This window comes from Bradyrhizobium sp. Cp5.3, assembly GCF_000426265.1.
Taxonomy (GTDB): domain Bacteria; phylum Pseudomonadota; class Alphaproteobacteria; order Rhizobiales; family Xanthobacteraceae; genus Bradyrhizobium; species Bradyrhizobium neotropicale.
This window is the reverse complement of the sequence record NZ_AUFA01000070.1, coordinates 1-15,062: the sequence shown is the minus strand read 5'-3', so window position 1 is coordinate 15,062 and position 15,062 is coordinate 1. Positions and strand designations below refer to the sequence as shown.

The window sequence follows — 15,062 nt, the reverse complement described above, 5'->3', positions numbered from 1 at the left end:
TCGACCTCGATCTTGCCGCCGTGGAAGCCGATCCGTCCCCGCGTTCGGCCCCAACGGTGCGCCCGCCGCGCCGCATCGCGACCGTGGCGCGGCCCGCAGGCCGCCGTGACATCCGCCTCCATCATCGTGCCGAGCGCCTCGATCCCCGCCGCAAGGCAGAACCGATCAAAGCTCGCCCGCACTTCTGCAAACGCTTCGTCCACAGCCCCAGTCGCCGGCGAACCAGCCGGTGTGATATCTCTCGTCATGGCGTTGCTCTCCTTTGTGGAATCAGCACCCCGAGCCTACCGGCTCAAGGTGGGCAACGCCGACCTCTTCAGAAATTCAACAGAACCCGGGACATCCCCGCCAGCGGTTGAAAGACGTGACAGACGGCCCGCCGAGCACCTCAATGAAGAGGTCGCGTCCGCCGAGACAGGCGGGATGGGGGAAGTCGCGGGGGATGGTTTCGCGCGTAGTACGGTTCGCGTGAGCAGTCATAGCTATGGCTCCAAGTTTGGTTGGCTCTCGGAGCCCGCCTGCGCATGCGGGAAGCAGTGCTTGTTAAGCGCTTGTGGGGTCCACCAGGGCGGACGGCCTGCCTTTCGGCAATACCTGCGGGTGCTCGCCGCTACACAACCGGGGAGGACAGCTCTTGCGGCTGCCTAAGTCCCCCGCTCCACGCCGCGCACATCTCCGTTGCGCGGCGCTTACCTTCAAATCGATACACGAGGCCTATGGCTAATGACAATTAAAGGGGCATTACGCCCCTGCTCGTGCCTTCGTGGTCTATGTAGAAGTTCAACGCCGCAAACCAACTATTCTTTTTGAACGGGGCCTCAAAAAAATCGCGTGTACGGCCCCCCTACCCGCCGATGTTTCCCAGCGTGAACTTTGAGGCTGCGGACTTCCGGCTAAGCCTTTGATCTTAATGGTCGGAGCGAGAGGATTTGAACCTCCGACCCCTAGTCTCCCAGGCGAGCGCAGACAACTGTTTCTGCTCGTTTATTTTGCAAACCGATTGATTTCCTCCCTACTGAATACGTTGCGCTTTTGACTCCGGCTGCAAACAGCCGGGCCAGCGCTCAAAATCGAAATTGGTATTACCGTAGGGTTGTTTGCGCAATAAAATTGCGCAATAATATTTCTCGTTCGGACAATGCGCCGAAACAAAAAGCACAGGCAGAGATCCCGTTTCCTCGCTCGCATAACCAGTGGGCCAGTCCTGTCCGTGTGCCTTTTTGCCGATCGCGTCCCGCCTAAAATCTCTCCTCGGTATCGAGACCAAGACCGCGCCCAGCCTCGCTGACGCGAGCGGATTTTATTTCGATCTTTTTGGCGCGACCCCGACGCTGGCAGGCGTGACCGTCACGCCTCATACGGCGATGACCTGCGCACCCGTTGCGTGCGCCGTGCGCTCGATCAGCGAGGCGGCCGGCTCGCTTCCCCTTCACGTCTACAAGCGGCTCCCGGACGGCGGCAAAGAGAAGGCCCCCGATCACCCGCTTTACGCGCTGTTGCACGACGCGCCGAACGGCTGGACGCCGGCCGCGCTATTCCGCACCCAGCTCATGGCCGACGCGCTACTCCAGCCCTGGGGCGGCTTCGCCCAGGTCGTCCGCGTCGACGGCGGCAAGCCCGCTGAACTGATCCGGCTCGACCCCCGGCTGTCCTCGATCGTCGTCGACTACTCTAATTTTGAGCCGGCATACGCCATCAAAGCGGACGGCAAGAACCCCGCCCGCGAGATCCCGGCGGCGGATATCCTCCACATTCCAACCCCGGCCTATGACCCAACGCGCGGCCTCGTGGGCGAAGGTCGCGAGGCCATCGCGCTCGCGATCGTTCTGGAACGTCATGCCGCACGCCTGTTCGGCAACGGTGCAAGACCGTCCGGCGTTCTCTCACTCAAGGGCAACATCACTGCCGACGCGCTCGGCAAGGCCAAGACCGCTTGGCAGGCCGCACACAGCGGGACCAGCTCCGGCGGCACGGCAGTTCTGCCTAGCGACGCATCTTGGCAGGCCATGACCTTTACCAGCGTCGACAGCCAGTTCCTGGAGATGCGGACGTATGCCGTCGCGGAGATCGCGCGACTGTATCGCGTGCCGCTCCACATGCTGATGCAGGTCGACCGCGCCCAGCCTCGCTCCATTGAATCGATCGGGCAGGAATTCCTCTCGCAAGCGCTGTTGCCCAGGCTGAAGTCTTTTGAGCAGGAGCTTGAGTTGAAGCTTCTGACGCCGGAAGAGCGCAACCAGTATGCCATCGAGTTTAACATCGACGGCTTCGCTCGCGCCGATCTCCTCGCGCGAGCCCAGGCACTCAGTGCCGCAGTTTCCGCGAGAATTCTGAACCCGAACGAGGCGCGCTCGATCGGCTTCGGCCTGCCGGCCTACGATGGCGGCGATGTTTTCGAGAACTTCAACACGTCATCCGCGCATGCCGGGGGCGCGCTCAATGCTGGCAACGACAACAACAATCGAGAGGACGCGGCTTGATGGTGCTCACTGCATTCTTTGGCGACCAGGAATACACGTTCAAGCTCACACCGGCATTGATCCGCGAGCTTGAGACGAAGTGCGGCCCCATCGGCGCGATCAGCAATCGCGTGTTCTCGCGCAACTTCGCCCAAGTCGACATCAACGAAACCATCAGGGTCGCTCTGGTCGGTGGCGGCACCGCACCCAAGCGCGCGACCGAATTGATCGCCGCATACGCGGAAGGCCGGCCCGTTATCGAAACATACGAACTCGCCGCGAAGATCCTGGAGCGGACGATGTTCGGCAATCCCCACGAGACCACCAATGGATAAGCTTGAAGTCAAAGCCTCGCTCAGTGTCACCGACGCTGGAGAGATTACCGGCACCGCTTGGCCGTTCGGCGAGCCAGACACGGCCGGCGACCTCATCGTCAAGGGCGCCTTCAACTTCGTCTCGAATGAGCTTCCGATCCTGTTCCAGCACAATGTCGCTGATCTGATCGGCACCTGGACCGACGCGGCGGAAACGAATGACGGCCTGGTTGTGAAGGGCAAACTTCACATGGACCAGCCACGCGCTCGCACCGTGCTCGGCATGATCAAGAGCGGCCTGGTCTCCGGCTTGTCGATTGGCTTCAAGACCAAGTCCTCGACCCAGCAGGGCCGCAACCGCGTCATCGCGGCACTCGATCTCTATGAGATCAGCGTCGTGCGCAATCCCGCCCATCCCCGCGCTCGTATTACCGGCGCGAAAAACTATGACGCCGCACTCGCGGCGGCCGACCTCATCAAGCGTTTCACGGCAACGCTGAAGTCCTAATAGGAGCTTTGAACTACCCCATGAAGAACGTCACCGCCCTGAAATTCAAGGATACCGGCGAAGCCGAAGATCCGACTGCCGAAGTTGCCAAGCAGCTTGCCGAACTGAAGACCGCCCTCGAAACGAAGGCAGCCAACGACAACACCAAGCTCACCGAACGCCTGGACCGCATCGAGGCCAAGGTCAATCGGCCCAGCAACCGGCAAGCCGCGAACGACAACGATCCCGAGCTTGAGACAAAGGCTTTTGAAGCCTTCCTGCGTCATGGCGGCGACAAGCTCGACGATCTCGAAAAGAAAACACTGGCTCTGTCCGGAAACACCGCGATCACGCCGCCGGAATTCGGCAAGGAAGTTATCAAGCTTCTGCGCCAGTTCTCGCCAATCCGCCAGTTTGCGCGCGTCGTCACCATCGGTTCTTCCCAGGTGAAGTATCCGCGCCGCACCGGCAGCACCGCCGCGACCTGGGTTGACGACACTTCCGACCGCACCGAAAGCGAACCCTCCTATGAGCAGGTGACGCTGACGCCTTACGAGGCGGCGACCTACACTGATATCAGCAACCAGCTCTTGGAAGACAACGCCTACGACCTCGCGGGCGAACTCGCGTCCGACCTCGCCGAAAGCTTCGGCATCGCGGAAGGCTCCGCCTTCGTGGTGGGCGACGGGTCCGGCAAGCCGAAGGGCCTGATGAACGCCACCGGCATTCAGACCTTCATCACCGGCGCCGCCGCCAACTTCCCGACGACCAATCCCGCCGACGTTCTAATCCAGATGTTCCACAAGCTGCCGGCTGTGCACGCGCAGAACGGCACCTGGGTCATGAATCGCAACACGCTCGCCGCTATTCGCCAGTTCAAGGATGGGATGGGCCGCTATCTGGTCCTGGACGGCCTGACCAATGGTGCGCCGGTCACGCTGCTCGGTCGTCCGATCGTTGAGGCGGTCGATATGGCCGACATCGCGGCCAATTCCTACCCGATCCTGTTCGGCGATCTCGCTGGCTATCGGATCGTGGATCGCGTGAGCTTTGAAATGCTCCGTGACCCCTACACGGTCGCGACGAAGGGGCAGACCCGCTTCCATGCGCGCAAGCGCGTCGGCGCCGACGTCACTCATCCCGATCGCTTCGTGAAGCTCAAGGTCTCGGCGACCTAAGAGGACATGAACATGCGGCTCGCAGCGAATACTTTTGCCCTCCAGCTCGGAGACAAGTCTTTCGACTTGAAGCCGTCGCTGCGGGCCGCATTCGTCCTGAACGAGAAATACGCGGGCTTTCAGAACCTTTCGCGCTACCTCGCGGAAGGCAGCATCACCACCGCCATCGATCTCATCAACGCCACCATCGTGGATCAGAGCGCCTGGGCGGCCTACGCGCTCGCAGATACGAATTCAGTGGTGCTCGACATCGTGGGCGCCTTGGACCAGCTCCAAAACTTCGTCGTCATCCTGTGCGGCGCCGACGCCAACAGCCCCGACAAACCGCAGACCAGCAAGCCCATGCCGTTCATTGAACACTTCACCCAACTGTTCCAGATCGGCACCGGTTGGCTTGGTTGGGCTCCCGAGGACGTATGGGACGCAACAATCTCGGAGATCGTCAACGCCAAGATAGGCCGCGAGGCCATGCTGCGGGCGATCTTCGGCGGCGGCAAAGACGACCAGGCGGCCGACGTCGCCGATGGATCGCTCGCCGACATGAAGGCCGACCTCAACGCCATCGGCGACATGACCAACCATGTGAGGCCGCGCTGATGGCCTGGAAACCGCGCCGCGTCTGTAGCTGCGGCCAGCGCGTCTGGGCTGGCGAGCTGTGCGCCTGTCAGATCAAGCGCAAGGCCGAGAACGACCGACGCCGGCCCAATGCTCACGATCGCGGCTATGACAGCAAGTGGCGTCGCGAGAGCAAAGCATTCCTCGACCTGCCTCGAAACCGCTTCTGTGCTTGCGGCTGCGGTCGCAAGGCCGATTGCGTCGACCATATCAAACCCCATCGCGGCGACATGAAGCTGTTCTGGGATCGATCCAACTGGCAGCCACTGGCAAGCTCACCCTGCCACGCCCGCCGCAAACAATCCATCGAGCGCCGGCCATGAGCAGTAAAGAGACCAGGCTTTGGCATGCCGTGATCCTGCAAGCCATCACCGATGCAACGCTGCCCTTGGACGTTAGGACCTTGCGGGAACGCCTGGATCGGCAGCGAGCTCGCGATTGGTTTCTTATGAATGACGATGACTATCGCGCGGCCTGCTATCGAGCTGACCTCGATCCTGATCGCGTGCGTAGATATGTGCTGCCGCTCATCGCAGAGGCTACGAAGCTTGATTTGCCACCACCCGAACGCAAGTCGCGAAAGCCGCGTGCGCCAACTGGCCGGATTATCGAACACAACGGTAAGGCCATGACCCTTGTCGCGTGGGCCATCGAGTTGGGCCTTAGCAAACAGGCGCTCTATGACCGGCTGCAAAGAGGCATGCCGCTTGCGGAAGCACTGACCAAGTCACCGCCGCGCAAACCTAGACGTCGCGCGACCACAACCCCGGGGGTGGGTCAACACCGCGCGAAAAGCATCCACGACCGGCACATTCCCTCGGCGCAAGAGACGCCTAAATTGGAGATTTTTTGACCATGGCCGGCATCACCCTCGAACAGGCTAAGGCCCACCTGAACGTCACGATCGACCTGGACGACGCGCTCATTACTGCCAAGCTCGCGGCCGCAAAGGCATGGATTGGCGCCTATACCGCCTCAGATCCCGACGCCGACACCACGCCGGCGCCGGTGAATGAAGCCGTGCTGCAACTCACGGCGCACCTCTACGAAAACCGGGAGTCTTCCCTAATCGGCGCCACCGCGCAGTCGCTGCCGTTCGGCTTCCTCGATTTGTTGGCGCCTTACAGGGCCTTTGCGTTCTGAAATGACCATTTCCGACCCGTCTCTGAGCCTGCAAAAGGCCATCCGCGAGCGTCTGATCGCGAGCCCGGAGCTTTTGGCCCTGGTGCAGGCTGATCATGTGGTGGACGCCAATGGCCGTCCTGAGATCATGCCGGCCGTCTACATCGGCGAAGGCCAGTCCATTCTCCGGCGCTGGGACGCGACCACGTATGCCACCCTTCATGTTTGGTTTCAGGAGCCCGGCTTAGTGCAGTGTAAGGAGGCCGTCTCCGCCATCGTTGCGGCGCTGCGGATCGATGCCCAGGCCGATGGCGTGCTGCCCATCGACGGCTTCACCGTCCGCGACATGCAGGTCACCCAGACGCGGTATCTCCGCGATCCCCACGGCTCTTACAGCCACGGCATTGTCTCGGTCGCGGCGATCGTCAAAGCGAGGGCGGCATGAGGGCCGGCAACCTCGATCGCATCATTGAAATTCAACGCCGCACTACCGGCCTGGACCTCTACGGCACACCCGCAGAGACCTGGGCGCCGGTCGCTACCATGCGCGCCCAGCTCCTAAAGAATGCAACCGACAACCACGAAGGCCAGCGTGGCGAGACCACCGACGCTGTCTTAACCTTCCGCATGTGGTTCCTGGACGGCGTAACGCTGGAGAACCGCGTCACCTACCAGGGCCAGCAATTCGAGATCATCGGTGTCAGCGAGATCGGCCGGCGGGTCGGCCTGGACCTCACCTGTCAGCGGGTCGGACGATGACCGTTACCCATTTCCGGCTATCATTTGCGAAGGCGATCGCGCTGTTTAACGAGAGTGGCGTAAAGAATCTCGCGTCGTTCGATTTCCTCATTAAGATCATCAATTATCCGCAAAATCTCGATGATGCATTCGCGGATTTCGTCGCTCAAATCTTGGAAGCTCATTTTGCCAGCTCTTTCCCGAGAGTCGACATTCTCGGCGAGCGTTCTGATCCGCCACGTTTCGGTGAGAATGCGAATGCCGAATTCACCGGGAGCATTCGAAGCGGATTCACTAACGTAGACACGGGCACGGTAATAAAGCTGGAGAAGCGTTCCAGCGAAGTTAAATTCGTTGAAGCCAATTCTATTGGGTTCGGGAAATTCCCTTACGAGGACGGAGAGGTAATTTCTCGCCGCGTTGAGGGTTCTAATGTCCCTCGTGGCCTCATTGATGCGTTCTTCCTCTCTCAGCGCTTCGGCAGCGCGCACTTGCTCATTGGTATTTCGGATTTGCTGCTGCACGGAAAGCCAAGCAACAAGCCCGGCAAACAGCGTCATCGCTGCCCCGATAAGACTACCGTAGAAGCCGAGCCAGTCGGTTCGAGGTCCTTCTTTGGCAAAATTGATAGCGACAGTCACCCATATCGGCAGGGTGAAAAACGAAACGACCGTCCCAGCGAAAAACGCCAGCATGCCGACGGTCAGGTAAGTGATTCTCGGCCTCATCCGAAGAATTTGCCGCGCCCTTGTCTACTTGTCGAGCGGGTTGCGGCATGAAAGGCCGAAAACCTGAGCTTGCCACCGACGCCAACGCGCTCGACGCCTCGACCAGGCCACCGTCCTGGTTGAGCAAGCACGCCAAGGCCGAGTGGCGCCGCGTCATGCCGGAGCTGGCGAAGCGCCGCATCCTTACGCCGGCGGATCTCGGCTGCCTGGAAAGCTACTGCATCGCGATCGGCCGCATTCGCGAGCTTGAGCTACTGCTACGCGCCGGCATCGACCTGAAGCTCCTCCGCGCCCAGGACAAGGCCATGGTGACGGCGCGCCAGCTTGCCGCAGAGCTGGGGCTTACGCCGGTCTCGCGCTCGCGGCCGGCTGTGCGCGACAATGACGACCAGGACGACGATGAAAACCCCTTCAACATCGTCTGACACCTATCCGCGCTGGATTTTCGACGACACGCCCATTCCCGACCCGTTCGGGTATGGCGATCGGGCCGTGCGCTATCTCCGGTCGCTGAAACATCCCAAATCGACCCTGCCCAGGAAGCAATTCCAGCTCGACCCGTGGCAGGAGCGTATCGTTCGGGCGATCTATGGGCCGCGCGACGACCAGGGCAACCGAATTGTCTCGACCGTTGTGATCCTGGTCCCGCGCGGCAACCGTAAGACCTCGCTTTCGGCTGCGCTCGCCTTGCTTCACACCATCGGCCCCGAGCGCGTCTCCGGCGGCGAAGTAATCTTTGCTGCCAGTGACCGGAGCCAAGCGGGCATCGCGTTCAAGGAGGCTCGCGGCATCGTCCAGGCGGACGTCAAGCATTTGGTCCCAGTGACGAAGGTTTATGACGCCTTCAACAGTGCCAAAAAGATCGCCTATCCTCGCGACGGGACGGAGCTGGAAGTCATCTCGGCAGATGCGCCGAGCAAGGAGGGCCGGACGCCCTCATTCGTGCTCGCCGATGAAATCCATGTCTGGCGCGGCGACGGGCTTTGGAAGGTTCTGACCAACGGCCTGGACAAGATCGACAACAGCTTGCTTGTGGTCGCAACGACCGCTGGTCGCGGCCAAGACGGCATCGCCCATGAAGTGATCGAGCGCGCCCGCAAGATCGCGCGCGGCGAGATCACCGACCCGACCTGCCTGCCTGTGCTCTTTGAGTCACCGGCCGATTGCGACTATGCCGACGAAAAGCTTTGGAAGCGCGTCAATCCTGGTAGCGCCCATGGTTATCCATCGATCGCCGGCTTTCGGCGCCATGTCGCGCGGGCTAAAGACAGCCCGACCGAGCGCGACAGCCTGCTTCAATACAAACTCAACGTCTGGCTCGACCATTCGACTTCGCCCTTTGTCGATATGGCAACCTACGACCAGGGCGCGGCACCGATCGACTATGAGGCCTTGCGCGGTGCGCCGGCGTGGGTTGGCGTCGATATGTCCAAGACGACTGACCTTTCGGCCGTCGTCGCGTGCTTCCGTGATGGCGACACCTACACCGTGTTGCCGCACTTCTTTTGCCCAGAAGCCGACATTGTCCGGCGCGGCGACGTTGACGGCGTGAACTATGAGCAGTGGCGGCGAGATGGCTTCCTTACGGCGACCCCAGGCAACGCGATCGATGGATCTGCAATCGCGGACTACATTCGCGGTCTCGCCGAACGGTTTGAGGTTCGCGAAGTCGGCTTTGACGTCGCTTATGCTCGCGCCGTGATGACTCCTCTGCTCGACGAAGGGTTTCCGGTCGTCACCATCCGCCAAGGCTGGGTAACGCAATCGCCTGCCCTCAACGTCCTGGAGCGCGCGATCATCAGCGGCAACTTCCGGCATGGCGGCCATCCTGTGTTGCGCTGGAACTTCGCCAACGTCGCGATCCACAAGGACACCAACGACAACCGCACCATTCACAAGAGCAAGTCGACCGATCGCATTGACGGTGCGGCGGCGACCTGGATGGCGGTATCGCGCGCTGCGGCCGGCGATAGCTCGCGCTCGATCTATGAGCATCCCGACGCGGTCAATCTTCTCTCATGGTGACGTATGGCTGACGATATCGACGAATACCTGCAATCGCTTCCCGACAAGTTGGTAGAGCGACTGAGCGACGTGCTGCGCGAGCAAGCCTTCCGCCTTTCGGACGCCCAGCGCGAGGCCTTGCGGGCGCTTGAACAGTCCGCGGAGACGGGCGCTTTGGAAGCATCTTGCACCGTAGCTCCCGGCGCCAACGATCTTGAATACATCGTGCAGGCCGGCGGCGACATGACGACCAAGGAAGTCCGCGAGGGCAGCGGCGTCGAATACGATTACAGCGAGGCCTTCGAACACGGCACCTCGCGCCAACCGGCTCGCCCGTTCTTTTGGCCGACCTACCGGGCGATGAAAGATGACATCCAGGAAGCAATCAATGATGCAGTCAGTGAGGTTTTGAAGTGAGTGAAGTTGACCCGTGCGCCCGAACGATCACCTGGGGCGAGCAAACCTATAGCCTGAATCTCAATCACCGATGGGTGCGCCGAGTCTTGAGCTATCGCGGCATCCCAGGCCCGAACGGCAATTCGCCAGCAGCATGCTTGGCCCGGTTCGAAGCCGGCAACTACAGCACCGACGATATCGAGCGCGTTCTAGAGCTGGGTTTGATCGGTGCCGGCATGCCGGAGCGCGATGCTGACAAGCTTCTAGACCAGCACGTTCGCGGCAGGCCGATCGCCACAAATGCCGGTGCAGCCGCCGCCCTTCTGATTGGTCTCTATGTAGGAAAGCCCGCCGATGACAACGCCTGATCTTAATATCCCCATCAAGGTCACCGGCCTCGACGATTTCAAGCGGAAGATGCAGGAGACATCCTCCATCGCCGGCACCGCTACGCGCGCCGTGGCCGTCCAGGTTGTCAAGATGAATGCCGAATTCCTGGCCTCGCGCGGCGCGGCCGGCGCGGCAACGCTCGCCTTTGGGCAGTTCCTTGGCTTCCTAGGACCGATCGCGCTCGGTATCACCGCGATATCCGACGCCTTCAAATTGATGGGCTACGCCACCGACCTCGCAAAGCAGAGGATCCAGGAATATTCGGATATCGCGGCCAAGGCGGACACCGTCTCGACCGACTTCTATCAGCGCATCACCAAGGGAGCGGCCGGCGCCAAGCTCTCGGTTGACGACCTCTCAGCGGCCCTCGCCAAGTTGAACGAGGCGACCACCGAGAAGCTCGGTGGCAGCGACCTTCAAGTCCGCCTGGACGAACTGCGGAAGGCGGGAAACCTCACTGGCAACAGCGGCCTTGCATCTCTCGCATCCGCAAACGGCACTGAGGAGAAGTTCCGCGCCATCGTCAGCCTGATAGATCAGGCCATGCAGAAGGGCGAGCGGTTGGCCGCGCTGGACATCGCAGGCCGCGCTTTCGGCCCGCAGATCAGTAACGCCCTCAAGGCCGATGCCGGCTACCTGGATGAAATGCTGAAGCGCGCCGACGCGATCAGCAAATCCGAGATCATCTCGCAGGAGGACCTTGGTCGCGCCGTCGAGCTCAAAGAGCGCATGGAAGCAGCCCAGAAGGTGCTTGCCGAGAAGTGGAAGCCTATTCAGGACGATCTCGCCACGCTCGGCACCAACTACGAAGCAAGCTGGGTCAGCATCACCGAGACGCTTGCCCAGGCCGTTGGCTATGCCACCGACCTCTACAAGGCCTTGCATCAGGTGCCGGACTGGTTCGCGAACAACATCGGCGGCGCGTCCATCTGGAAATCCATCACCGACGCCACCACGACACCCGAGAGCCGGAAGGCGGCGGAACAGGCCTACGGCATTTCGAGTGACCCGGCTGAAGTCGGTATGGTCGGAGCCAACGCCAAGCTTGCGGCCGCTCTCCAGAACCACGGCAACGTCACGCGCGCCATGCAGGAGGCCTCAACCGTCCAGGCGGCGGTTCGCGGCGACACGTCCAAGAATCCGGCGAAGGAAGTTGCCGAGACCACCGACCAATACGATCGCGCCATTGAGACGGTGGAGAAGCACACGGCCCGGCTACAGGCCGACACCCAGGCGGTTGGCCTGGGCGCGTCCGCGCTCGAGGAATTCCGGGCCAAGGCCCAACTGCTCACAGCCGCCCAACAGGCCGGCATCCCGATCACTGCGGAAGTCACCGCCAAGATTGACGCCCTGGCGCGCGCGGCGGGGCAGGCCGGCGAACAGCTCGCCAAGGCGAAGGTCGCCAACGATATTGGCTTCAACCGGCAGACGGCTTTCATGTCGCCGGAAGATGTGCAGATCGCCGAACAGCTTCGGGGCGTCTACGGCAACGACGTGCCCCGTGCGCTCAACAGCAGCGAGGCGGCTGCCATCCGGCTCAACAACGCCCTTAAGGGCACTGCGGACGCCTTCAGCAACTCCCTGAATAGCCCGCTGCTCGACTTCGAGACCGGCGCCAAGAGCGCGGGGGACGCCATGAAGGACTTCGAGCGGCAATTCGTTCGCTCGCTGTTGCAGATGGCGAACCAGGCCTTGATCATCAAACCGCTGCTCTCCGGCATCGGTAGCGTGTTCGGCCTGGGCTCTGGATCAGCGCCCGTCATGTCGTCCGGCCTTGGCGCCGGCACTGGCGGTTTGAGCTTCCCGATGTTCGCCAATGGTGGCGAGGTCTCCGGCCCAGGCGGTCCACGCGACGACCGGGTTCTGGCCCGCTTGTCGCCGGGCGAATTCGTCGTGAACGCCGCCAGCACTGCCAAGCACCGAGCGACCCTTGAGGCGATCAATCGTGGCGTGCCCAGGTTCGCCGATGGCGGCTTGGTCGGCGGCGGCTCGCCGGCCGTGCCCATGATCTCCGCCAGCCATACGACCGTCTCACCGTCGATTACCGTCAACATGTCGGGCAATCCCGGGAGCTCGCCGGCAGAGAATCAGCGCATTGCCGAGAACCTCGCTCAGATGGTCCACCACCATGTCAATGACGCGATCGGCCAGCAACTTCGGACGCAGACCCGGCCCGGCGGAATTCTGTTCCGCCGATGACGAAACCAAGCGTTACCCGGCGAGCGAACGCTATATCTCGTCATTGACCCCCTATCTCGAAATGCGAAAGCCACCCGGCGGCGGACCGGATGGCTTTCTGGAGGACCCGAACGTGCCGTTGCTTAAGAGAACGTCCGAGCAAGAACACTATAGCGCGGTAAGCGCCATTCCTCAGGATAACCGGCCCCAAAACCGGTCGAAAAAGGTCCCGCAACGGGTCCGGCAGTCGACCTTCAAAGACAAGAAAATCATCGAGAAAATGCGGTCATTCCGCGTTCCGGCTGACGTGCTGGCCGAGGAGACTTCAGTTGCACACCCCACACCCCTTACTTCTCCCTCTCTTCCTCACACTACAGACACCCTCAAGCCCTCCAACGACAACATACCCGTGTGGGCTCTCACTGGTGACGTGGTCAAAGCCGTGGCCGCGACAGCGGCCCTCCAGATCGCGGAGAAGCCCGCCTATGCGTTCACCTTCAATCTGACTCAGAAGGCGCGGGAGAAGGCCTTGAGTCATCCACGCGGCTTCCTGGACTCCCTGAAACGATCCTTTGACAAGCAGCTCACCCGGGCAGGCGTTCGGTTGCCGTATTGGTTCTGCATCGACACCGATCGTGGTGGCCGGCTGCACATTCACGGCGCCTTTGAAGCCGTCATCGAGAAAGACGCCCTCAAGGAAATCATGTCCCGGGCGTGGGGACGCTGGCCGGGTGTGGGCGTCCAATTCCAGTTCAAGGTTGTCCCGCTACGCGATGATGGCTGGGCAACCTATGCCCTTCGTGCGCCCAACCAGCGCCGCGTCGCGAAACGTATCGGCCAGACCTTCACTATGACCCGGCCGCTACAGCGAGACGCCGAATGGACATACGGTGAAATACGCCGAATCATGCGAGGTGAAGTGCTGTAGGTCCGAACAAGGTTTTGGCAAATGAGATGGGTGGCTTTGCTTATAGGTCTGGTGGTCGGTTTCTTGGGCGGTGCCGGAACCATCATATACCTTCAAACGCGAATGACTGGAGGGGAGACAGGCGAGATGGCGATCCTCTTTGACCAGAAGATGTATTACGATAACGATGCATTCGTTGTCGTCTCGGGGACCTTAACCGGCCCGGACTTGGCCTACCCGAATAACACTTACAACGTCTCCTGCTATCAGGAACTCAAGCAGTGCTGGTCTTCCGATGTTGAAGCCATCGGCGACAGGCAAATCGGACGGCTGGGTCCGCCATCCCAATTTGACATTCGATCTTGGACCAAGAACGAGATCGTTGCTGGATATGACGCGCCGTTTGGCTGCTTCAAAACGACCATTACGATTGCCCGAGCTTCTAAGGTTCTCCTTTGGGTAGAGGAACCGGTCAACCAGACGAAGCCATTCTGCAAAGACGCCAAAAACGAGATCAGGAAGATGACGATCGAAGACTCTCCGGGCTGGAAGAAACTCCATAAATCTTGATCTCGCAGGCGTGTAAGTGACGGCTTACACGCAAATTTATTTTCGGTTGCGGTCTCAAGGCCCACAGTGTCAGCGATGACTTACATCGCTGTTTGGTGCTCTTGCCGGCGGCTCCCAAATCGCGCATCTCGATTCCCGTTCATCACCAACAAGGGACTTAGAGATGACCACCGATCTGGGAACGTTCATTCCGACTGCGACCTACAACGATCTCGTCAGGGCGCTCGTAGACATCCAGCACCGCAATCCGTTCAGCGAGGGCAGCACCGCTGCCCGGCTGTGGTTCGAAAATGAGATCAAGGTCGTGCTCGGCTTGACCGGCGACATCTGGCCGCTCGAAATCCGGCAGAGTGCGCGTGCACTGCACAAGAAGTGTTGACTAAGCACAAAGGCTATCAGCGGAGTCATCAGTTGATTTTTCGGCTATCGCGATGCAATCATTGATTGCGTCGTTCAACACTGCATTGGAGGTCGCAATGCCCGTAACTGTCGGTGTTCCCACAAAGCAGCCAGACTACGGCGGAGAAGGCGTGATCGCATTCTCCAAAATTCTCTTCTTAAATCGATACAACGGCACCATCACTATCGACTTCAAAGGCACGCCTGATTTCTTTCCGTTCGCCCGTATTCGAGAGACCCATTCCGACGATAAACAGCTCTTTGTGATGACCATCCCTGGCGGACAGCTAGTCGGTCTCGTTAACGCGACACAATGGGCTACAACGCAACTAAAGGTGAATCCATCAAATTCAATCCTTCTTATTTGCTCAGCAGACTACAACAATGGCGGCGCTGGGATGGATTCTGGAGTTAAAATATCCGGCACCTACTATCCTAACGGAGTTCATCTTCTTCTTGAGTGTGACGACTACGGCGACCCTGGGGATGTCCCGGGTTCTGTTGAATTTCTGAAGAGGTCGGCGTTGCCCACCTTGAGCCGGTAGGCTCGGGGTGCTGATTCCACAAAGGAGAGCAA

Annotated in this window: 20 protein-coding genes and 1 pseudogene; 19 read left to right on the top strand and 2 right to left on the bottom strand. The window is 60.6% G+C overall.

Annotated elements, in window-relative coordinates; translation table 11 throughout:
• Positions 1-248, bottom strand: a pseudogene (locus K289_RS0138555) (IS256 family transposase); the annotation flags it as partial.
• Between the two features lie 945 nt (positions 249-1,193).
• Between K289_RS0138555 and K289_RS46855 the strand changes: the two are divergent.
• The 10 genes from K289_RS46855 to K289_RS0138505 are packed head-to-tail and all read left to right on the top strand — an operon-like array spanning position 1,194 to position 6,934.
• Positions 1,194-2,480: a phage portal protein gene (locus K289_RS46855; protein WP_371260906.1), complete on the top strand. Its 1,287-nt coding sequence runs from the start codon at positions 1,194-1,196 to the stop codon at positions 2,478-2,480.
• Positions 2,480-2,794: a gene transfer agent family protein gene (locus tag K289_RS0138545; RefSeq protein ID WP_027556243.1), complete on the top strand. Its 315-nt coding sequence runs from the start codon at positions 2,480-2,482 to the stop codon at positions 2,792-2,794. The genes K289_RS46855 and K289_RS0138545 overlap by 1 nt, the downstream gene beginning before the upstream one ends.
• Positions 2,787-3,281, top strand: a complete 495-nt coding sequence (locus tag K289_RS0138540) for an HK97 family phage prohead protease (RefSeq protein ID WP_027556242.1) — start codon at positions 2,787-2,789, stop codon at positions 3,279-3,281. The genes K289_RS0138545 and K289_RS0138540 overlap by 8 nt, the downstream gene beginning before the upstream one ends.
• A gap of 20 nt (positions 3,282-3,301) precedes the next feature.
• A complete protein-coding gene (locus K289_RS0138535; RefSeq protein ID WP_035687549.1) occupies positions 3,302-4,438 on the top strand; it encodes a phage major capsid protein in 1,137 nt (378 codons plus the stop codon).
• Positions 4,439-4,450: 12 nt separating this feature from the next.
• Positions 4,451-5,035 carry a hypothetical protein gene (locus K289_RS48085; protein WP_051311284.1) on the top strand — a complete coding sequence of 195 codons (585 nt, stop codon included), beginning with the start codon at positions 4,451-4,453 and terminating at the stop codon, positions 5,033-5,035.
• Entirely contained in the window at positions 5,035-5,376 is a 342-nt protein-coding gene (locus tag K289_RS0138525; protein WP_027556240.1) for an HNH endonuclease, read from the top strand. Before K289_RS48085 ends, K289_RS0138525 begins: the two co-directional genes overlap by 1 nt.
• Entirely contained in the window at positions 5,373-5,906 is a 534-nt protein-coding gene (locus K289_RS0138520) for a hypothetical protein (protein ID WP_027556239.1), read from the top strand. The genes K289_RS0138525 and K289_RS0138520 overlap by 4 nt, the downstream gene beginning before the upstream one ends.
• A 2-nt stretch (positions 5,907-5,908) precedes the next feature.
• A complete protein-coding gene (locus K289_RS46845) occupies positions 5,909-6,196 on the top strand; it encodes a head-tail connector protein (RefSeq protein WP_027556238.1) in 288 nt (95 codons plus the stop codon).
• A 1-nt stretch (position 6,197) separates the two neighbouring features.
• Positions 6,198-6,620 carry a DUF3168 domain-containing protein gene (locus K289_RS0138510; protein ID WP_035687546.1) on the top strand — a complete coding sequence of 141 codons (423 nt, stop codon included), beginning with the start codon at positions 6,198-6,200 and terminating at the stop codon, positions 6,618-6,620.
• Positions 6,617-6,934, top strand: coding sequence for a phage head closure protein (locus K289_RS0138505; RefSeq protein WP_027556236.1), 318 nt, complete (start codon positions 6,617-6,619; stop codon positions 6,932-6,934). Before K289_RS0138510 ends, K289_RS0138505 begins: the two co-directional genes overlap by 4 nt.
• A 20-nt stretch (positions 6,935-6,954) precedes the next feature.
• On the opposite strand, the gene K289_RS0138500 is transcribed toward K289_RS0138505, so the two are convergent.
• Positions 6,955-7,608 carry a hypothetical protein gene (locus K289_RS0138500; protein WP_156918421.1) on the bottom strand — a complete coding sequence of 218 codons (654 nt, stop codon included), beginning with the start codon at positions 7,606-7,608 and terminating at the stop codon, positions 6,955-6,957.
• An 80-nt stretch (positions 7,609-7,688) separates the two neighbouring features.
• On the opposite strand from K289_RS0138500, the gene K289_RS0138495 reads away from it, so the two are divergent.
• The 9 genes from K289_RS0138495 to K289_RS0138455 all read left to right on the top strand — a co-directional run bounded on the left by K289_RS0138495 (position 7,689) and on the right by K289_RS0138455 (position 15,030).
• Positions 7,689-8,066, top strand: a complete 378-nt coding sequence (locus tag K289_RS0138495; RefSeq protein ID WP_027556234.1) for a phage terminase small subunit P27 family — start codon at positions 7,689-7,691, stop codon at positions 8,064-8,066.
• Positions 8,041-9,666 carry a terminase large subunit gene (locus tag K289_RS0138490; RefSeq protein WP_027556233.1) on the top strand — a complete coding sequence of 542 codons (1,626 nt, stop codon included), beginning with the start codon at positions 8,041-8,043 and terminating at the stop codon, positions 9,664-9,666. Before K289_RS0138495 ends, K289_RS0138490 begins: the two co-directional genes overlap by 26 nt.
• 3 nt (positions 9,667-9,669) lie before the next feature.
• Complete coding sequence (locus K289_RS48080; protein ID WP_051311282.1) at positions 9,670-10,062, top strand: HK97-gp10 family putative phage morphogenesis protein; 393 nt, start codon at positions 9,670-9,672, stop codon at positions 10,060-10,062.
• The gene (locus K289_RS49690; RefSeq protein WP_084788914.1) at positions 10,059-10,409 is read left to right on the top strand and encodes a gene transfer agent family protein; all 351 of its coding nucleotides are present in this window, start codon (positions 10,059-10,061) and stop codon (positions 10,407-10,409) included. Before K289_RS48080 ends, K289_RS49690 begins: the two co-directional genes overlap by 4 nt.
• Positions 10,396-12,630 carry a hypothetical protein gene (locus tag K289_RS0138475; RefSeq protein ID WP_027556232.1) on the top strand — a complete coding sequence of 745 codons (2,235 nt, stop codon included), beginning with the start codon at positions 10,396-10,398 and terminating at the stop codon, positions 12,628-12,630. Before K289_RS49690 ends, K289_RS0138475 begins: the two co-directional genes overlap by 14 nt.
• Positions 12,560-13,537 (top strand): hypothetical protein, encoded by a 978-nt coding sequence (locus K289_RS0138470; RefSeq protein ID WP_156918420.1) that lies wholly within the window; start codon positions 12,560-12,562, stop codon positions 13,535-13,537. Before K289_RS0138475 ends, K289_RS0138470 begins: the two co-directional genes overlap by 71 nt.
• 126 nt (positions 13,538-13,663) lie before the next feature.
• The gene (locus tag K289_RS0138465; RefSeq protein WP_156918419.1) at positions 13,664-14,086 is read left to right on the top strand and encodes a hypothetical protein; all 423 of its coding nucleotides are present in this window, start codon (positions 13,664-13,666) and stop codon (positions 14,084-14,086) included.
• A 163-nt stretch (positions 14,087-14,249) separates the two neighbouring features.
• Positions 14,250-14,465, top strand: a complete 216-nt coding sequence (locus K289_RS0138460) for a hypothetical protein (protein WP_027556229.1) — start codon at positions 14,250-14,252, stop codon at positions 14,463-14,465.
• 97 nt (positions 14,466-14,562) lie between these two features.
• On the top strand, positions 14,563-15,030 hold the full coding sequence (locus tag K289_RS0138455) for a hypothetical protein (protein ID WP_156918418.1): 468 nt from the start codon (positions 14,563-14,565) through the stop codon (positions 15,028-15,030).
• Positions 15,031-15,062: the final 32 nt, after the last annotated feature.